Annotated in this window: 18 protein-coding genes; 3 read left to right on the top strand and 15 right to left on the bottom strand. The window is 40.2% G+C overall.

Annotated features, from left to right (window positions below; translation table 11 throughout):
• Positions 1-62: 62 nt before the first annotated feature.
• The 11 genes from ffh to CVT08_RS04035 form a co-directional block, all read right to left on the bottom strand.
• Positions 63-1,403, bottom strand: a complete 1,341-nt coding sequence (gene ffh, locus CVT08_RS04085; protein WP_107856304.1) for a signal recognition particle protein — start codon at positions 1,401-1,403, stop codon at positions 63-65.
• Between the two features lie 62 nt (positions 1,404-1,465).
• Positions 1,466-2,224: an RluA family pseudouridine synthase gene (locus CVT08_RS04080; protein ID WP_107856303.1), complete on the bottom strand. Its 759-nt coding sequence runs from the start codon at positions 2,222-2,224 to the stop codon at positions 1,466-1,468.
• On the bottom strand, positions 2,221-3,357 hold the full coding sequence (gene waaA, locus CVT08_RS04075) for a lipid IV(A) 3-deoxy-D-manno-octulosonic acid transferase (protein ID WP_107856302.1): 1,137 nt from the start codon (positions 3,355-3,357) through the stop codon (positions 2,221-2,223). The genes CVT08_RS04080 and waaA overlap by 4 nt, the downstream gene beginning before the upstream one ends.
• A 9-nt stretch (positions 3,358-3,366) precedes the next feature.
• Complete coding sequence (locus CVT08_RS04070) at positions 3,367-4,074, bottom strand: zinc ribbon domain-containing protein (protein ID WP_107856301.1); 708 nt, start codon at positions 4,072-4,074, stop codon at positions 3,367-3,369.
• Positions 4,075-4,091: 17 nt separating this feature from the next.
• Positions 4,092-4,814, bottom strand: a complete 723-nt coding sequence (locus CVT08_RS04065; protein ID WP_107856300.1) for a Nif3-like dinuclear metal center hexameric protein — start codon at positions 4,812-4,814, stop codon at positions 4,092-4,094.
• A 12-nt stretch (positions 4,815-4,826) separates the two neighbouring features.
• Positions 4,827-5,681 (bottom strand): glycine--tRNA ligase subunit alpha, encoded by an 855-nt coding sequence (gene glyQ / locus CVT08_RS04060; protein ID WP_107856299.1) that lies wholly within the window; start codon positions 5,679-5,681, stop codon positions 4,827-4,829.
• Positions 5,682-5,691: 10 nt separating this feature from the next.
• Complete coding sequence (locus CVT08_RS04055; RefSeq protein ID WP_103573267.1) at positions 5,692-6,108, bottom strand: GyrI-like domain-containing protein; 417 nt, start codon at positions 6,106-6,108, stop codon at positions 5,692-5,694.
• A gap of 3 nt (positions 6,109-6,111) precedes the next feature.
• Positions 6,112-6,585 (bottom strand): DUF3972 domain-containing protein, encoded by a 474-nt coding sequence (locus CVT08_RS04050; RefSeq protein ID WP_103567334.1) that lies wholly within the window; start codon positions 6,583-6,585, stop codon positions 6,112-6,114.
• Between the two features lie 11 nt (positions 6,586-6,596).
• Complete coding sequence (gene purE / locus CVT08_RS04045; protein WP_107856298.1) at positions 6,597-7,091, bottom strand: 5-(carboxyamino)imidazole ribonucleotide mutase; 495 nt, start codon at positions 7,089-7,091, stop codon at positions 6,597-6,599.
• Positions 7,088-8,347, bottom strand: coding sequence for a peptidase U32 family protein (locus tag CVT08_RS04040; RefSeq protein ID WP_107856297.1), 1,260 nt, complete (start codon positions 8,345-8,347; stop codon positions 7,088-7,090). Before CVT08_RS04040 ends, purE begins: the two co-directional genes overlap by 4 nt.
• Positions 8,347-9,105, bottom strand: coding sequence for a chemotaxis protein (locus CVT08_RS04035; RefSeq protein WP_107856296.1), 759 nt, complete (start codon positions 9,103-9,105; stop codon positions 8,347-8,349). Before CVT08_RS04035 ends, CVT08_RS04040 begins: the two co-directional genes overlap by 1 nt.
• Before the next feature lie 136 nt (positions 9,106-9,241).
• Between CVT08_RS04035 and CVT08_RS04030 the strand changes: the two genes are divergently transcribed.
• Together CVT08_RS04030 and glnA are read left to right on the top strand one after the other, a co-directional pair.
• The gene (locus CVT08_RS04030) at positions 9,242-10,021 is read left to right on the top strand and encodes a histidinol-phosphatase (RefSeq protein ID WP_107856295.1); all 780 of its coding nucleotides are present in this window, start codon (positions 9,242-9,244) and stop codon (positions 10,019-10,021) included.
• An 87-nt stretch (positions 10,022-10,108) separates the two neighbouring features.
• Positions 10,109-11,539 carry a type I glutamate--ammonia ligase gene (gene glnA, locus CVT08_RS04025; RefSeq protein WP_107856294.1) on the top strand — a complete coding sequence of 477 codons (1,431 nt, stop codon included), beginning with the start codon at positions 10,109-10,111 and terminating at the stop codon, positions 11,537-11,539.
• A 767-nt stretch (positions 11,540-12,306) separates the two neighbouring features.
• Here glnA and CVT08_RS04020 read toward each other — a convergent pair.
• Entirely contained in the window at positions 12,307-13,968 is a 1,662-nt protein-coding gene (locus CVT08_RS04020; protein ID WP_107856293.1) for a DNA polymerase III subunit gamma/tau, read from the bottom strand.
• Positions 13,969-14,085: 117 nt separating this feature from the next.
• On the opposite strand from CVT08_RS04020, the gene CVT08_RS04015 reads away from it, so the two are divergent.
• Positions 14,086-14,694 (top strand): LysE/ArgO family amino acid transporter, encoded by a 609-nt coding sequence (locus tag CVT08_RS04015; RefSeq protein WP_230855954.1) that lies wholly within the window; start codon positions 14,086-14,088, stop codon positions 14,692-14,694.
• Here the strand turns inward: CVT08_RS04015 and ccoS are convergent.
• From ccoS to CVT08_RS04000, 3 genes are read right to left on the bottom strand one after another with little or no spacing between them, the layout of a single operon-like run.
• On the bottom strand, positions 14,629-14,898 hold the full coding sequence (ccoS, locus tag CVT08_RS04010) for a cbb3-type cytochrome oxidase assembly protein CcoS (protein ID WP_002941816.1): 270 nt from the start codon (positions 14,896-14,898) through the stop codon (positions 14,629-14,631). The genes CVT08_RS04015 and ccoS overlap by 66 nt on opposite strands.
• On the bottom strand, positions 14,898-17,276 hold the full coding sequence (locus CVT08_RS04005; protein ID WP_107856291.1) for a heavy metal translocating P-type ATPase: 2,379 nt from the start codon (positions 17,274-17,276) through the stop codon (positions 14,898-14,900). Before CVT08_RS04005 ends, ccoS begins: the two co-directional genes overlap by 1 nt.
• The gene (locus CVT08_RS04000) at positions 17,273-17,893 is read right to left on the bottom strand and encodes a helix-turn-helix transcriptional regulator (protein WP_107856290.1); all 621 of its coding nucleotides are present in this window, start codon (positions 17,891-17,893) and stop codon (positions 17,273-17,275) included. Before CVT08_RS04000 ends, CVT08_RS04005 begins: the two co-directional genes overlap by 4 nt.
• Positions 17,894-17,963: the final 70 nt, after the last annotated feature.

Raw genomic sequence — 17,963 nt, 5'->3', positions numbered from 1 at the left:
TCCTCTTGTTTTTAAATAAAGCTTAAATTTAGATAACAAATATCCAAATTTAAACCCTTTTATCAAACAGGTCTTTTTAAATTTACTTGAGAAAGCATATTTGCAAGTCCTTTTGCTCCGCCTTTTCCTGAAAATTTCTTAGCAAGCTTTGAGGCATTTTCAAACTGCTTTAAAAAGCGATTTACCTCTACTTGAGATAGTCCAGAGCCAGCTGCTAAACGCCTTTTTCTGCTATTGTTTAAAAGGTCTGGATTTTCACGCTCTTTTTGCGTCATAGAATTTATCATAGCCTTAATATGCAAAATTTCTTTTGAATTATCAAGATCTATATCTTTTATCTGATTTGCAAGTCCTGAAAGTCCAGGTATCATCCCCATCAAAGATTTCATACTACCAAGCTTTTTAACGCTTTCCATTTGATCTAAAAAGTCATTAAAATTAAACTGGCCTTTTTTTATCTTTTGATTTAGGCGTTTTGCCTCTTTCTCATCTATAATAGTCGATGTTTTCTCAACCAAAGTGGCTAAGTCACCCTCGCCCATTATACGACTTACGATGCGGTCTGGTATAAAGCTCTCGATATCAGCTACTTTCTCACCAGTACCAACAAATCTTAGTGGGATATTTAGCTGTTTAGCGATACTAATAGCTACGCCACCCTTTGAGTCAGAGTCAAATTTAGAAAGAATAACTCCAGAAATTCCTAAAATTTCATTAAAACTTGTAGCTGTCTTTACGGCGTCTTGACCACTCATGGCGTCAGCCACATAGAAAATTTCATGTGGATTTATCGCATTTTTTACATCTTTTATCTCTTGCATCAACTTTTCATCGATCGCAAGACGGCCAGCAGTATCCACCAAAAGTACATCATAAAGGCCACTTTTTGCCTTTTCTAGTGCCTCTTTTGCTACTTTTATAGGGTTGTTTTCATTTTCTATATAAAAAAGATCGATCTCGTTTGCAACGCAGAGCTGTCTTAGCTGCTCAACCGCCGCTAATCTTTGCAAGTCGCAGGCCGCAACTAAAACTTTTTTCTTTCTTAGTTTTAGATAGTTTGCAAGCTTGATAGTTGTTGTTGTTTTGCCACTACCTTGCAAACCAGCCATCAAAACGATAGTCGGTGCAACTGGCGCATAGACAAAGCCTTGGTTGCCAGGTGCTGTTAAGATAGTCGTTAAATTTGACTTAATCGCATCTAGGAAATTCTTTTGGCCAACGCCAGTTTGCTTTAGTTCGCTTTCGATAGACGCGAGTAGATCTTTGGTGACTTTATGGTGAACATCAGCTTTTAAAAGAGCTTTTTTAAGCACGTCAAGTGCGTTTTTTAGAGCTTTCTCGTCATCTACAAAACGTATCTTACTAACGGCTAATCTAAAAGACTCGCTAATTTGTTCGAACACTAATCACCTTTCTAAGTTGTTATTAAAGGGCGTATATTACTAAATAATTTCTTTATTGCTCTTTAAATTTCAAATTTATTAGATATCTCAAATCCAAGAGAGTTAAATTCTTTTGGAATCGGCGCTTTGAATTTATAATTTAAAAGCGCGATAGAATAAGCATGTAAAAACATTCTATTTGCTCTATTTTTGCCGTATTTCTCATCGCCAACGATAGGTAAATTTAAACTAGCCAAATGCACCCTTATCTGATGCGTCCTACCTGTTTTTATGGCAACTTTTACCAGCGTTTTTTTGCCCACAACCATGAGCGGTGAAATTTCACTGATCGCCTCTTTGCCATCTTTTGATATCTTCGAAATGGCGCCATTTTTATTTTTTATCGTTAAGATCGGCTCATTTACGACAACCTCCTCGCTCATGATGCCCCTAACTGCGGCCACGTAAATTTTCTCAACCTTCATCTTTTTAAACTCATTTATGGCAAGGCTTGCAAATTCATCATTTTTTACAAGAAGCAGCACGCCGCTTGTGTCTTTATCTAGCCTATGAAGGAGTGGAAATTTATACATTTGGCTGATTTTTTCACTAGTTATTGCAGCTGGTTTATTGATGGCTATTAAATTTTCATCTTCAAAGATAACGCTTGGCTTTGGCATATCTTCGACGTTAAATTTAGTATTTTCACTCATCAAGGCACGAGCTATCATCACCTTTTGCCCCTTGGCATAGACTAGTCCGCTGTCGATTAGCTCCTTTGCCTCGTTGTTTGAGATATTTTTTTGTTTGGCTAAAATTTTATACGCTTTTTCTTCACTCATAAAGTGCTCCTTATATCTTCTATGATCGCATCAGCGCTTGCTTGCACGGTGATCTTGCTCTTTTTGGCGTCACTACCCATTATGCCGCCGATCTCGCTTGCTTTTGCGATGTAGATGTTTTCAACTAAGCCAAATAACGCCTTTTGGTTAAATATAAACTCGCCGCTAATTATCACTGGGTTAAATTTAGCGCACTCGATTGGATTATGCCCGCCGATATTTGGCACAAAACTGCCTCCAAGCACGACTATATCGCTAATGGCATAGACATTTACAAGCTCGCCTAAAGTATCAAGCAAATTTACTTTAGCATCAAATTTATGCGTTTGGCTAAATTTAGCAAAGCTAAAATCATGCTTTTTAGCGTAGTCGCTAGCTAGCTTTTCCACCTCTGCAAATCTCTCAGGATGGCGTGGTGCGATGATTAATAGATCGTTTTCTTTTAAATTTAAATTATCTAAAATCATCTCTTCTTCGCCCGCATGCGTGCTTGCTAGTACTATCACCCTAGCTTTTGGCTTTTCATAAATTTTACTCACGCTTGGCAAAAATGCAGCTTTTATGTTGCCAACGACCTCTATTTTGCCAGCTCCAAGCGACTTTAGCCTCTCTTTATCAAGCTCGCTTTGGGCGTAAATTGTATCTATAAATTTAAAAAGATATTTGTAAAAAAAACCAAATTTTAAATAACTTTTGTAGCTTCTATCTGAAATTCTTGCGTTTATAAGGATCACGCGGCTGCCTTTTAGCTTCGCCATAAAAACTAGCATAAGCCAAAGTTCTGCCTCAAAAATGACTAAAATTTTGCTCTTTTTTAACCAAAATGGCAAGAAAATTTCAAATGGCAAAAATCTTGTGTTAGAACAAATTTTACTTGCCGCTTCAAAGCCAGTATTTGTCACCACGCTTATGGCCTTGCTGTCAAATTTTTGCATCAAAGGCTTAAGCGCTTGCACCTCGCCAAACGAGCAAGCGTGAAAATGCACATCTGCGTCTTGAAATTTGGGGTTATTAAAGATAAAAAAACGTGCTGGGATCGATCTGCGATACTTTTTTTTAAAACTTAATAAAAGTAGAAAAATAGCCCCAAAAAAATAGAGTATTGAGGCTAAAAAATAATATATTATTATCACGAAAGTGTGTTATTGCTCTTGTTTATACAAAATTCTGCCACAATGCGGGCAAGTGACGATATCTTCGCCTTTTACAACCGCAGAGAAAGTTTTATCATTTATCTGCATAAAGCAACCATAGCAAGCTTGTTTTTTAACAGGCACAACGGCTGTGTTGTGAGCCCATTTTCTGATCTTTTCGTAAAATGCTAATATCTTTTGATTCATCGCAGCGACAAGTTTATCTTTTTTAGCATATACCTCTTTGCGCTCTTTTTCGATCTTTTCAAGCTCAGAGGAAACCTCGCTTTTTATCTTTTCTAAATTTCCTTCAAGCTCTGTTTTTTTAGCATTTAGCTCATCTTTTTGAGCATTTTTATTGTCTATTAGTTTTTCAAGTCTAGCGATCTCTTCGTTTGCTGCTTCAAGCTGCTCTTTTGCGATATCTTCTTCTAGACCTAGCGCTTTTATCTCTTTTTCGCCTTTAGCGCTCGAGCTTTTTTTGGCTACGTCTTTGATCTTGGCGCTAAATTCTGCGATATGGGCGTTTGTGCCTGATTTTTGTGATTTTAGATCATTTACCTCTTCGTCAAGTCTTTCTGCATTAACCGCTATAGTTTCACACTCTTCTTCTATGCTTTTATAGGCTTTTTCTACTTCTTGTATACGCGGCGTGAAGCCGTCTATTTGTTTGTCAAGATCAGATAATTCAACTAATTGTTGTAAATATTTATTCATAATGTTTCCTTTTTTTGTTAGCAATATGTAAATGGGTTTTTAGAATTGCTTATTATAACTTCAATTTTTAGATTTTGCAAATATTTTGCTAAAAAATCACTAAAATAACGCTCGCTTTCATAGTGGTTTATGTCGATCAAATTTAGTCCATTTTCCTTTGCATAAAGGGCTTGGTGATACTTTAGATCGCCCGTTAAAAAGGCGTCTGCTTTGACATCTTGCATGAGATCTGCGCCACTTCCAGTACAGATACAAATTTTAGAAATTTCATCTTTTGCATGAACGGCTCTTAAATTTTCTAGCCCAAGTTTTTCTTTTACAAATTTACAAAGCTCGCTAAATTTCATATTCACATCAGCGTAGATCAAAAAGCCCTCTTTGCTTGAAATTTCAAGCCCCAAAACCTGCGTTACAAATTTTTCATTTAAAAATGCAAGATCGGCATTTGTGTGAAGTGAGATGAGCGAGATATTTTTTATCACCATCTCTCTTATGAGCGAGCTTGGATAGAGGCTGTAGTCTAGGCACTTTAACCCTTTAAAAATGAGCGGATGATGCGTAATAATGAGCGAGTTTGGTAAGACATTTTGCAAAAGCTCGCTATCAAGATCAAGGCTTAGATAAATTCGCTCAAATTCGCTGTCAAATGAGCCAACCTGCAGGCCACTATTATCCCAGCCCTCTTGGCTCGCAAACGGGCAAATTTCATCTAAGATTTTATAAATTTCAGCTATTTTCATCAAATTTTACTTTTACTCTAAGCTCTCTTTATATGTTAGCGCGCACTCTTTTGCAAGCTCGCGAATTTTCAAGATGTAGTCTTGTCTTTGCGTCACGCTGATCGCTCCGCGCGCGTCAAGGACGTTAAACGTATGAGCTGCAAGCATGCAGTAATCATACGCTGGCAGTGAAATTTTGGCCTCCAAGCAGCGTTTGCACTCGCCAAATGCGTTTTCAAACTGGTTAAAAAGCATATCAACGTTTGCCACTTCAAAGTTATATTTGCTCCACTCGTACTCGCCTTGTTTGTGCACGTCGGCGTAGGTTACGATGTTGCCATTAGAGTCGTCCCAAACGATGTCGTAGACGCTATTTACGTCCTGCAAGTACATCGCTAAGCGCTCAAGGCCGTATGTTATCTCGCCAGATATGAGCTCGCATGCGATGCCGCCAACTTGTTGAAAATAGGTAAATTGCGTCACTTCCATGCCATCTAGCCAGACCTCCCAACCAAGCCCCCAAGCGCCCAGCGTCGGGCTCTCCCAGTTGTCTTCGACAAAGCGGATGTCGTGATTTTTCAAATTTAAACCAAGTCTTTCAAGGCTTTTTAGATAAAGCTCCTGGATATTTTCTGGACTTGGTTTTATGAGCACTTGAAACTGATAGTAAGCGCCAAGGCGGTTTGGGTTTTCGCCGTATCTACCATCAGTCGGACGGCGACTTGGAGCTACGTATGCGGTCGCCCATGGCTTTGGTCCAAGGCTTCTTAAAAATGTCGCTTGGTGATATGTGCCCGCACCTGCTGGCATGTCGTATGGCTGAAGTATGACGCAGCCTTGCTCTTGCCAATAGTTTTGAAGCGTTAGTATTATTTGTGAAAATGTCATTTTTTGCCTTTTATTTTATTGATATATAAATTTCTATTTTATTTTTTAGGTATTTTTCAAAGTCTGTTTTATAGGTTCTTTCTAGCTCGCTACTTTCAAAATATCTCCAAATTTCATCCCAAAATTTTGCAACATTTTGTGGCTCATTTGCAAAGCTAAAAAGAGCGTACTTTCCGCTTTGTATATTTAAATTTTCACTATCTTTTTGGCGTGATATTGTGCCGATGAAGTTATCGTAATGTCCATTAAAATCACTTTCGTAGTTACAGTAAACACTATAAATTTCACTCTTGCCATCATAGTATTCACTCATAAATTTGGACCATAAAGCTGGAATTTTACCGTTGCCGTCCATTTCATCTTCATTTTTAGTGCGAGTTTTTACTCCATAAATTTCAAAGCTATCTTCTAAATTTATAGTCTTCATAAACTACTTTTGTCCGTTAAAATTTTCAACCGCTTGGTTCCACATGAGCTTGTATTTTCGCTTTAGAAATTCAACTTCATCTTGTGAAATTTTAAGCTGTTTTGTAAGTGTTTCGACCGTTTTTCTATCCTCGTCATAGAGCTCTTGCATCGAAATGAGCGCCTCTTTTAAAAATTTATTCTCATTTCTTAAGGTTTCAAGCGTCTCATCTTTTGCGTCAAGCACCTTTTCGTGTAAATTTAGTATCGTGCCGATCGTCTTTTCAACAAAGGTAAAACCATCTTGACTTTGCGGCTGCAAAGATAAATTTTGCGAAACACTAGGCACCACGCTCATCGTTCCCTCGCTCGCTTCTATCAAAATTTCTCCATTTTCCTCTTTGGTTTTCAAAACGCCACGATTTATCATATCCTCGATAACTTCGCGCTCCAAGTGCACAAGTTTGCAAAATTCATCAACTCCAAGATAGGTCTGCACCGCTTCTCCTTTTATAGTATCACTTCAATCTTTGAAGAATCATCCTCTAAAGCCTTTATCTTCGCCTCTCTGTCGGCTTTTAGCGCATTTGCTAGCCCCTCATCTTCAAGGGCTAAAATTTGCACCGCAAGATAGGCTGCATTTATCGCACCAGCCTTGCCGATAGCTAGGGTTGCCACTGGCATGCCACTTGGCATTTGCACGGTTGAGTAAAGTGCATCAACGCCGCTTAGAGCTGAGCCAGCCATTGGTATGCCGATCACTGGTTTTGTTGTGTTTGCGGCGATCGCACCAGCTAAGTGAGCTGCCATGCCAGCAGCTGCGATGAAGACTTTTGCACCCTTTTTCTCGGCATTTGCGACGTATTCGCTAGTTCTTTTTGGGCTTCTGTGGGCTGAGCTGATTATCAGTTCATATTTTACGCCAAATTTCTCCAGAGTCTTTGCCGCCTCGCTAACGATCTCATAGTCGCTTTTACTTCCCATTATAATAGAAACAAATTTCATATTTTCTCCCTTAAAAAACTAAATTTTGGCAGCTTAACGCCGAGGTTTATCTCATTTTCATTACCGCTGTGAATTTCGCTCATGACCTTGCCTTTTTTGGTGATGAGCTGCTTAAATTTGATAAATTTCTTGCCATCTTGTGAATAGACCTTTGAAATTTCATTTTCACCATCATCTATATGTGAGCCAGTAGGTGCTACGATCTCGTAGCCCTTATCTGGGAAAATTTTAAATTTACACTTAAAAAATTCACCATCTTCACTTATTGCATTTACCTGATGTGTGCCCTCTTCTAGGCTACTAACGTGATTTTGCGTATCGGTTCGCTCATAGGGTCTATGTACCAAGTAGCCGTCCGTAAAGCCGCGATTTTTCAGCGTATTTATCTCATTTTCATAAATTTGCGCGTCAAATTTATCGTCCATGGCGTCATCTATCGCCATTTTATAGGCTCTTGCCGTGCAGGCTGCGTAGTATTCGCTCTTTGTGCGGCCCTCTATCTTAAAGCTATCTATTACGCCGCTATCAACGATCTCTTTGATGTGTGAGATGAGGCAAAGATCCTTTGAGTTCATGATGTGAGTGCCGTTTTCGTCCTCTTCTAAGCGAAAAAGCACGCCGCTCTCTTCATTTTTGGCATAGAGTTCATACTTAAACCTGCAGTCATTTGCGCAGCTGCCGCGGTTTGACATACGACCGCTTTGCACTGAGCTTACCAAGCACCTACCAGAGTAGGCAAAGCACATCGAGCCATGGACGAAAATTTCGATATCAAGGGTTGGAATTTCCTCTTTTATCTTTATAACATCTTTTAAATTCATCTCTCTAGCCACAACAATGCGTTTTGCGCCCATATCGTGATAAATTTTAGCATCCAGCACGTTCATAACGTTTGCCTGAGTTGATAGGTGTATCTCGATATCTGGAGCGATCTCTTTTGCTAGGCTCATGACGCCTGGAGTTGCGATAATAAAGGCATCTGGCTTCATCGCCGAGATGGTTTGTAGGTGGCGTTTTAGTGGCTCTATCTGAGAGTTAAAAGGAAAAGCATTTATGGTCGCATAAAATTTCTTTCCTCTTTCGTGTGTGTAGTCTATCGCCTCTTTGAATGTTTCAAGGTTAAACTCCCTTGCTGATCTAGTCCTTAGTGAAAAGCTAGCCACAGAGCCATAAACAGCGTCGGCTCCGTATTCAAGGGCGATTTTAAGTTTTGTTAAATTTCCAGCTGGAGATAAAAGCTCAGGCCTTTTTAGCACTATTTTTTACCCAGACTTTCTATCAAGGCTTCGATGTCGTCGTTACTGACAAGGTTTTCTGTTGTTGTATCACCAGCGATATGAACAGCAGAACCAACACGTTTTTCATCGTCAATGCGGCCTTCAAACAATGTATTCATATATTTGCTAAGTGCCCTCATAACGTTGATAACACGCTCTATCTTTTGCCTGTGGATGTCTTGATACTGCATCATATCCATAGCCATCATGATCTCATCTTGTCCCATTTGTAAATTTGAGATGATATTATCGATCGTGCCAAGAAGCGAGTTGTTTTTCTCTAAAGCTTCGCTAAATGCAGCGATATTTGGAAATTTCTCACTTAGTGTCGTAAATAGCTCAACGTTTGAGTTTATTGCGTCTTTTAGGCTATTTGAGTCGCTCTCGGCGTCCATGAAAAAGTTATTTATCGTCTCAAGCTTGTCAAACATCTGAGTAGCTTTCTCTTCGCTATCTCTTGTCACGTCGTCAAGCTGATGTACCATTTTATGGTCTTCAGTCGGTGGTGGTGGTGGCCAAACGCCGTCTGCACTCACTCTGTAGTTTTCGCTCTGTTTTGAGCTACTCTCTGACTTTGCTTGTGGCTCATCTGCTTTAGCACTCATTGCCTCTGCAACTTCTGCTACCTCGTCTGTTTCCTCTTTGACGTCCGCGACCTCTTGGCTGGCATCTTTAGTATCACCTAAATCATCCTCTAATCCGCCTGCCATAAGCGCGTCAAGTTCCTCTTGGGTCATAAAAGCTCCTAATAAAATTTGCCTTGATTATATAGGATTTAAATAAAAAGAAAGTTTAAAAAGTATGCGTTTATCTTTAAATTTATCAAATTTTAGGTAGCATTTTTGAAAAATAAACGACTTTAAAAGGCTAAAAATGACCGTCGATCTTCACAACCACACACCGCTTTGCAACCACGCAGTTGGCGAACCGCTAGAATTTGTGAGATGCGCTATAAAAGCTAACACAAAATACTTTGGCTTTAGCGATCACGCGCCGATGAACTACGATGAAGCTTATAGGATGAAATTTGAAGAGATGCAAAGCTACGAAGACGAAATTTTACGTTTAAGAGAGGAATTTGGCGGTGAGATAGAAATTTTACTTGGCTACGAGATGGACTTTTTAGATGGCTTTATGGACGAGCGAGTTTTTGCTAGAAAGGTTGATTATCTAATAGGCTCTGTGCATTTTTTTAACGGCTGGGCGTTTGACAACCCTGAATTTATCGGTGGTTACGAGGGCAAAGACTTGGATCAAATTTGGCAGGAGTATTTTGATCACATAGAAAGATCAGCCAAACTTGGTAAATTTGACATCATGGGGCACATCGATCTTTTAAAACTCTTTAAATTTTTACCTAAAAAAGATGTCAGGATCCTAGCCAAAAACGCCATAAAAGCGATAAAAGAGGCAAATTTGGTGGTTGAGATAAACGCAGCTGGCTTTAGAAAGCCTATCGGCGAGCAATATCCAAGCATAAATTTACTTGAGCTTATCGCTGAAAATGACATAACCATCACCTTTGGCTCAGACGCTCACGCCAAAGAAGATATCGGCAAAAACGGCGAAATTTGCGAGCAGATAGCTAGAAATTTGGGATATTCAAAGTGTGCGATATTTAAAAATAGAGATAGAGAATTAGTAAAATTTTAGTTTGGGGTCAAATAAAATATAAAGATAATCTTAAATATAAAATTTTGTGATACAATACGAAAATTAAAAACCAGAAGGAGATAAAAAATGGGAAAATTTGTCCAAAACATCGATCATTTTTTTGATTTTTGCAAAGAAAATGAAGTTAAATTTGTAGATTTTAGATTTACCGATCTAAACGGCGCTTGGCACAGCATAAGCTACAACATAAAAGCTGTTACAAAAGAGAATTTCACAAACGGCATCCCGATGGACGCTAGCTCGATGAACGGCTGGCAGCCTATCGACAAGAGCGATATGATAATGAAGCCAGAAGCGACATCTGCGTTTTTGGACCCATTTACCTCTGATATCACAGTCGTTGTTTTTTGCGACATTTTCGACATCTACAAAGGTCAAATTTATGAAAAATGCCCTCGCTCGATCGCAAAAAGAGCGATGCAATATGTAAAAGATAGCGGCCTTGGCGATGAGGCTTATTTTGGCCCTGAGAACGAATTTTTTGTATTTGATAATGTAAAAATCATCGACAGCCCAAACTGCGCGATGTATCAAGTAGATAGCGAAGAAGGCGAGTGGAACGACGCTGCAGACTTCAAAGATAGCTACAACACAGGTCACCGCCCACGAAGAAAAGGCGGCTACTTGATGACTCAGCCAATCGACAGCATGGTCGATCTAAGAGCTGAAATGATGCAAGTTTTAGAGCAAGTTGGTCTTGAAGTATTTTTAGGACACCACGAGGTCGCACAAGGTCAAGGCGAGATCGGCGTGAAATTTGGCAACCTAGTCGAGGCTGCTGACAACGTTCAAATTTACAAATACGTCGTTCGCATGGTCGCTCACCTAAACGGCAAGACAGTTACATTTATGCCAAAACCACTCTACGGCGACAACGGCAGCGGCATGCACGTGCATCAATCAGTCTGGAAAGATGGCAAAAATTTATTCTACAAAGAGGGCAACTACGCAAATTTAAGTGACTTTGCAAGGCACTACATCGGTGGCGTTTTAAAACACGCAAGAAGCGTTGCAGCTTTCACAAACCCAAGCACAAATAGCTACAAACGCCTAATCCCAGGCTTTGAAGCGCCATCTATCCTCACCTACTCAAGCCAAAACCGCTCAGCGAGCATCCGCATACCTTACGGAGCTGGCGAGAAGTCAGTTAGAGCTGAGATGAGATTTCCAGATAGCACAGCAAACCCTTATCTAGCCTTCTCAGCGATGTTAATGGCAGGGCTTGACGGCGTTAAAAACAAATACGAGCCAGTTGGTCCGATGGATGAAAATTTATTTAAACTTCACCTAGATGAGATCAGAGAGCGTGGCATCGAGCAGCTACCACACACACTTCGTGGCAGCCTTGAAGCGCTTATCCGCGATAACGAATACCTAAAACCGATAATGACCGATCTTTTCATCGACACTTATCAGCACATGAAATTTGAAACTCAGGTTTGGCCTTACGAAGCACGTCCAACCGCTTATGAATTTAAGACTTGCTTCTCTTGCTAAAACGCAATCTCCAAGCTTTTTTGGGCTTGGGGACTTTTTTAAATATAAAGTCTATATAGTTAAATTTTGAGCTAAATTTAGCTTTACGCACAAGAATAAATTTTAAATTTAATAAGCCCAAACTCATGCAAATTTAGATTTTTAAGCCCATATCCAAAAAGCCATGGCGGATAAATTTAAGACTTCAAGCTTTAAACATAAAAACAAAAACACCTATCTAAATTTTGGCTACTTTTGTTTAGAAATTTTGTCCAAAAGGATAAATTTAAAAATTAACAAGTTATAACCATTGTAAATTTGTTTTTTATTTTAGATATTTTGCCTAGCAAAAATGGTCATAGCAGATAAATTTTGGCTTTAAATTTAAGCATCAAAACAAAACAACAAGCTAAATTTTGACTAATTTTATTTAGAAATTTTGCTTTAGAAAGGTTAAATTTAATAAGCCTAAGTTCATGCAAATTTAGAAATTTAAGCCCATATCCAAAAAAGCCATGGCGGATAAATTTTGAACTAAATTTTATTTTGCAAATAAGGGGCAAATTTACCAGAATTTTAAATTTATCTACATCATTAAAAGTTTAAATTTAACAAGCCCTAGCTCTTTTAAATTTGCAATATAAATTTAGGATTTTATTTAGCCAATATTGCCACCGCAGATAAATTTATTAAAAAAGCTAAATTTGACCACTTTTATTTAAAAATTTACGCCAGAAAAGTCAAATTTAAAGCGCTAAATCAAGCAAATTTACAAAAGAGCCAAATCCCTAGCTATTTTGCACTTCAGGCTGTCCAAAGAGCCTATTTGCCTCTTTTATAACGCCCTCTTCTCTTTGCTTTTTAAGCTCTTCTGGGCTCTTGCTCTGACTTAGCGACATCAGCTCTTTTGCAAAGTCATTTTGTGGCTGAGATAGCGTATTTACACTAGTTTCAGGCACTACCTCGGGCTTGCTTGCTGGCTCATCTTTTTGCTCGTCTTGCTGTCTAGCCTTTATCTTGGCGATCTCCTCATCAAGGTAGCTATATTTATCCTGTGGCTCTTGTGGCGGAGTTTGAGGCTCTGGCTTTGCGGCAGGAATTTGAGTTTTGGCATTTACGATCTTTATTTTTTTACCAAAAATTGTATGTAAAATTTCATGCATTACGCCCCAGCTTTTTTTGAAAAACGCGAGCTCATCGCCAGTTGCATTGACGACCAAGCCAAGCTCATTTTCATTTAAAAAGCTAAAACTTATGTGATTTTTAAAAATTTCTCCAAGCTCAAAGCTTCTATCATAAATTTTTGCCACAAACTGCTCGTAGGGCGACTTTGGCGCTTCTTTTATGGCTAAAATTTGCTCACTCACGCCAGCTTTTGGCTCTATAGCCACACTAGGCTCGCTCTTAGCAAGCTTTATGGCTTCATCGATATCTTGTAAATTTAGCGCCTCTATCATCATAAAAAGCATAAGCATCAGCACAAAGCCATTGTCGCTTGATACGCTTAACATCGACTTTGCCTGCGCCAATATCCTAAAAAATCTCTCATATATAAGAAGTGAAAATTTTGGGTCGTTATCTAAAAATCTCTGCTTTAAATTTGCCAAAATTTCATCTATGATCATCTCTGGCTCATAGGTCTCAAGCTCGGTTACTAGCACTCTTATGGCGTTTTTATCGGCATTTGCAACGTGCTCGATGATCTGCTCGATCCTACTTGGATCAAGAAGACCAAGCATCTCCGCCACGCTTGATTTTGTGATATTGCCAGCGCCATAAATAATAGCTTGATCAAGCAGTGTTAGTGTATCTCTTAGCGAGCCGCCGCCACTTCTAGCTAGTATCTCAAGCGCCTCCCTCTCGTAGCTCACGCCCTCTTTGCTAAGGATAAATTCAAGGTGTTTTACGATCTCATATCTGCTTATTTGCTTAAATCTAAAATGCTGCGTCCTTGAAAGCACCGTTGTTGGCAGCTTCAAAGGGTCGGTGGTTGCAAGGATAAATTTAACGTAGCTTGGCGGCTCTTCAAGCGTCTTTAAGAGCGCATTAAACGCCTCTTTTGTTAGCATATGCACTTCGTCGATGATGAAAATTTTATATCTAGCAGCCGTCGGAGCGTATTTTGTCTGCTCGATGAGTTCCCTTATATCGTCGATCTTTCTGTGGCTGGCTGCGTCCATCTCGATGATATCCATGTGGCGCGACTCGTTTGCCATCACGCACTGCGCGCAGACCTCACAAGGCCTAGAAGTTGGCCCTTTCTCGCAGACCAAAGCCTTTGCAAATATCCTAGCGCTCGATGTCTTGCCGCTTCCCCTAAGGCCTGAAAACAAATAGGCATGGCTCACTCTGTTCTCATCAAGTGCGTGGGTTAGGCTCTTGCTTACGGCTTCTTGTCCGATGAGCTCGTCAAAATTTTTTGGTCGATATTTTAGGGCTAGTGCTTGCAACTGCTTTCCTTTTTGCAATTTTAATTTGCTGATTTTATAAAAAAAGGCATAAATTTATGGTTATGATAAAGTTAAATTTTGCTAAATTTAAGCCAAACTTTAGCGAAAAGGATAAATTTGCAAGCGTTTATATCTGGATTTTTCACCTCTTTATCGCTCATTTTAGCCATTGGCGCGCAAAACGCATTTGTGCTAAAACAGGGCATCAAAAGAGAAAATATCTTTATCATCTGCCTTATTTGCGCTATTAGCGACGCCCTCTTGATCTTTGCAGGAGTTTTTGGGCTTGGTAGCCTCGTGCAAAATTTTTCTATCATCAAGCAAATCACCCTATATGGTGGCTTTTTATTTTTACTATTTTACGCACTAAAGAGCTTTCATGCGTGCTTTTTTAAGGATCTTAGCATGGATACCAGCAGCGATTATGCCAGATCAAATTTAAAGAAAAACATCCTTTTAACGCTCGCATTTACTTGGCTAAATCCTCACGTCTATCTTGACACCATGATCCTAATAGGCTCGGTTTCTACTAAATTTAAAGATGAAAATTTGATATTTGGCGTGGGAGCCAGTCTTGCCTCGTTTTGTTTTTTCTTTGCACTTGGCTATCTGGCTAGATTTTTAGCGCCCATCTTTGCAAGGCCCATCTCTTGGAAAATTTTAGAGTTTTTTGTCGGCCTCATCATGCTCGCCCTTGCTTTCATGCTCATTTTTGCTAGCTTCTAGCCTCTTTTTTAGTGCCTCTTTTTTGCGAAGTTCGAGTGCATAGGCTTCATTTAGCGCATCTTCGCCATCTAAATTCGCTCCGTCTAAAAATTTGCGGTAGTCTTCAAACTGCCTATTTTTTATCCCCCAAAGCACGCCAAAAAGCAGGGCCGCCCCCATCAAAACCGAGATAAAAACAAGCATCGCAAGAGTCGTTGTATCCACTATTTGTCCTTAAATTTTCTAACTATAAAAAGCGAGTTTAGTATGACGCTTAGCGAGCTTGCCGACATGAAAAACGCGGCAAATAGCGGCATGACGTAGCCACACACGGCAAATGGCAGACTAAGGGCGTTATAAAGCAGGCAAAAGAGTAAATTTTGCTTTATCGTTTTATAAGTAAATTTTGAAATTTTCACCGCTTTTGCAAGGCTTTGAAGGCTGTCATCAAGTAGCACCACGTCGCTTTTTTCTAAGCTCACCGCAGCGCCACTTCCCATGCAAATAGACACGTGAGCAAGACTAAGTGCGGCTGCGTCGTTTATGCCGTCCCCTACCATCAGCACCTTTTTGCCCTGCTGCTTAAGACCAGCTATAAATTTAGCCTTTTCATCAGGCAGCATCCCTGCTCCAAACTCGCTCACGCCAAGCTCGTCTGCTACGTTTTTTACCACATTTTGCACGTCGCCACTTAGGATGCACACCTTCATGCCAGCACTCTTTAGCTCGTCTATCAAAGCCTTTGCCTCGGGCTTTACGCTATCTTTTAGGTAAAATTTAGCCACCAGCTCGCCATGCTTGCCAACAAAAAAGCTCACATTTTCTTCACTCTCTTCAAATTTCACCCCGTTTTCAGCCAAAAAGCGCCTACTTCCAGCCACAAAACGCTCACCTGCGATATCAGCGCTAACTCCCTTTGCCACGCTTAAATTTGCATTTTCAAGCTCAACTTTTTTTGCGCCTTTTTGCTTTAAAAACTCAGCCACCGCCACGCTTATTTGGTGGTTTGAGATGAGACAAAGCGAGTAAATTTTATCAATACTCACGCCCTCTTTTATAAAAAACTCGCTCACTTCAAATTTAGCCTTTGTGAGCGTCCCAGTCTTGTCAAATACCGCCACATCGCACTTTGCAAGGCTTTCAAAAAATTTAGCCTCCTTAAAAAGCACCTTGTTTTTAAAGGCAACCCCAAGGGCGCAAACGCTGCTAACTGGCGTGGCAAGGGCAAGCGCACAAGGGCAAGCGATCACGATGACGCTCACAGCTGTCACTACCGCTTCTGAAAAGCTAAATTTAAAATACCAAAACCAAAATGTAAAAAAAGCTAGAGTTAGCACGCTAAGAGAGAATTTCGAGGCGATTTTATTGACTGCTAGCTCGATATTTGGCTTTTTTAGCTCTGCGTTTTGGAGTAAATTTATAAGCTTATTAAGATATGAGTTTTTAAAAATTTGCCCTGTCTCATAGACGATCTGCCCGTTTAGGCAGACAACACCGCTTTTGACCTCGCCGCCAGAGCCTAGCAAAAGTGGCAAACTCTCGCCTGTTAGGCTTGAACTATCGATGCTTGCCTCGCCACTAAGCACCACTCCGTCAAGTAGCGCCCTCTCGCCAGCTCTTAGCACGATCTTTTCGCCTAAATTTACATCCTTTGGCTCTTTTAAAATGTCTTTGCCATCCTCTAAAACGCACACTTTTGCAAGCAGCATGTCGCTTAAGAAATTTGAAGTCTCAAGTGCCTTTTTCTTGCCTAAAATTTCTAAAAATTTACCGATAAAAACAAAGGTTATGATCATAGCAACCGAGTCAAAATAACTCTCGCCGCTTCTTGTAAGCATCGCAAATATCGAGTAGATATAGGTTATGCTAGCCCCCGTGATGACAAGCAGGTCCATATTTGGCGAGGCGTTTTTAATGGCGATTTTTGCCCCTTTAAAAAACTCGCTGCCGGTGTAGAAAAGCACAGGTGTTGCCAGCACAAACTGCGCGAAGCTTAGTAGGTCCTTCACGTCGCTTCTGATACCGCTAAAGTAGCCGCCATACTGCGCGATCGCCAGCCACATGATATTCATCGTGGCAAAGACGCCAACAAGCGCTTTTGCGTAGAAATTTCGCCTTTTTTTGACTAGCTCGTCCTCTTTTTGGCTCGCTGCGTAGGCCTTTGGAGTGTAGCCAACGGCGTAAATTTTCTCAATTATCTGTTCCACCAAAAGCTCTTGCTCGTCAAAAACGATGACCGCCTTTTGGCTAAGCGAGTTGATATTTACCTCCAAGATGCCAGGCAGGCTAAAAAGCGCCTTTTCAAGCAGCCAGATGCACGCCGAGCAGGTTATGCCGTCAATGAGAAGTGAAATTTTAGAAAACTCGCCCTCTTTTGTCACCAGCTCGCTAAAATTTGCAGCTAAATTTTTGACATTTGCACCGCTACTTGCAGGATTTAGCGTGTTTTTGCCAAGCCTCTCGTAAAACTCGCCAAGGCCGCTTTCATTTAAAATTTCATAGACGCCCTTGCAGCCGACACAGCAAAATTTAAGCCCACCCTTAGCCTCTATCATCGCGCTTTCATCAAAGCTTTGCTTGCAGTGAGAGCACCTACACTTCACGGACGCTTCTTTTTAAGCTGGTCTAAATAGCCATATATCGTGATCTTTGAGACGTTTAGCTTGGCTGCTACGACCTCGATAGCGCCCTTGATGTTAAAAATGCCCTTTTCGTTCATAAAGCCAACAAGCTCGAGCTTTTGCTCTTTTTTGAGCTTTTTACCCTCGTTTTTGGCGATGATCTTGTCGATTAAGCCTAAGACAATCTTTGTTACGTCGTCATTTTGCTCGCCATCTGGCTCATTTTCACTCGTTTTTAAGAAATTCCCAGCCATTTCAAAAAGGCTCTTTGCCACGCTTGCATCGACATTTACGCATATCGCCCCTATGATCTCGCCTGCTTCATCTCTGATAAAAGCTGTTGAGGACTTCACTAGCTTTTCGTCCTTTGTAAAAAAGTAGTTTGCCACGTAATCGTCTTTGAAATTTTTACTATTTAAGACCTCACTTACAAGGTGGTCAAAGCTTTGTCCGACCTTTCTGCCAGTGACGTCGCCAGCTACGTAGACGACTGAGCGCTGCGGGTGCGAGAGATCGTGTAGCACGACTTCGCAGGCAAATGGCGAGCTTTTTTGTATGAGATTTGCCGTTGGGATAAATGCCTTTAATATAGGATGCATAAGGCGCCTTTTGTTTTTGTTTAAGTTTAGCCAAAATATTTTTAAAATTTCGATAAGAAAAAATATAATT

This window comes from Campylobacter concisus (genome assembly GCF_003048835.2).
GTDB lineage: Bacteria > Campylobacterota > Campylobacteria > Campylobacterales > Campylobacteraceae > Campylobacter_A > Campylobacter_A concisus_D.
This window is presented reverse-complemented; position numbering and strand designations above follow the sequence as displayed.

Excerpts from the sequence above, each read along its gene's own strand:
- glyQ (WP_107856299.1), bottom strand. The coding sequence starts at position 5,681 with ATGACATTTTCACAAATAATACTAACGCTTCAAAACTATTGGCAAGAG.
- CVT08_RS04055 (WP_103573267.1), bottom strand. The coding sequence starts at position 6,108 with ATGAAGACTATAAATTTAGAAGATAGCTTTGAAATTTATGGAGTAAAA.
- purE (WP_107856298.1), bottom strand. The coding sequence starts at position 7,091 with ATGAAATTTGTTTCTATTATAATGGGAAGTAAAAGCGACTATGAGATC.
- CVT08_RS04070 (WP_107856301.1), bottom strand. The coding sequence starts at position 4,074 with ATGAATAAATATTTACAACAATTAGTTGAATTATCTGATCTTGACAAA.
- glnA (WP_107856294.1), top strand. The coding sequence starts at position 10,109 with ATGGGAAAATTTGTCCAAAACATCGATCATTTTTTTGATTTTTGCAAA.
- CVT08_RS04000 (WP_107856290.1), bottom strand. The coding sequence starts at position 17,893 with ATGCATCCTATATTAAAGGCATTTATCCCAACGGCAAATCTCATACAA.
- CVT08_RS04030 (WP_107856295.1), top strand. The coding sequence starts at position 9,242 with ATGACCGTCGATCTTCACAACCACACACCGCTTTGCAACCACGCAGTT.
- CVT08_RS04035 (WP_107856296.1), bottom strand. The coding sequence starts at position 9,105 with ATGACCCAAGAGGAACTTGACGCGCTTATGGCAGGCGGATTAGAGGAT.
- CVT08_RS04080 (WP_107856303.1), bottom strand. The coding sequence starts at position 2,224 with ATGAGTGAAGAAAAAGCGTATAAAATTTTAGCCAAACAAAAAAATATC.
- CVT08_RS04065 (WP_107856300.1), bottom strand. The coding sequence starts at position 4,814 with ATGAAAATAGCTGAAATTTATAAAATCTTAGATGAAATTTGCCCGTTT.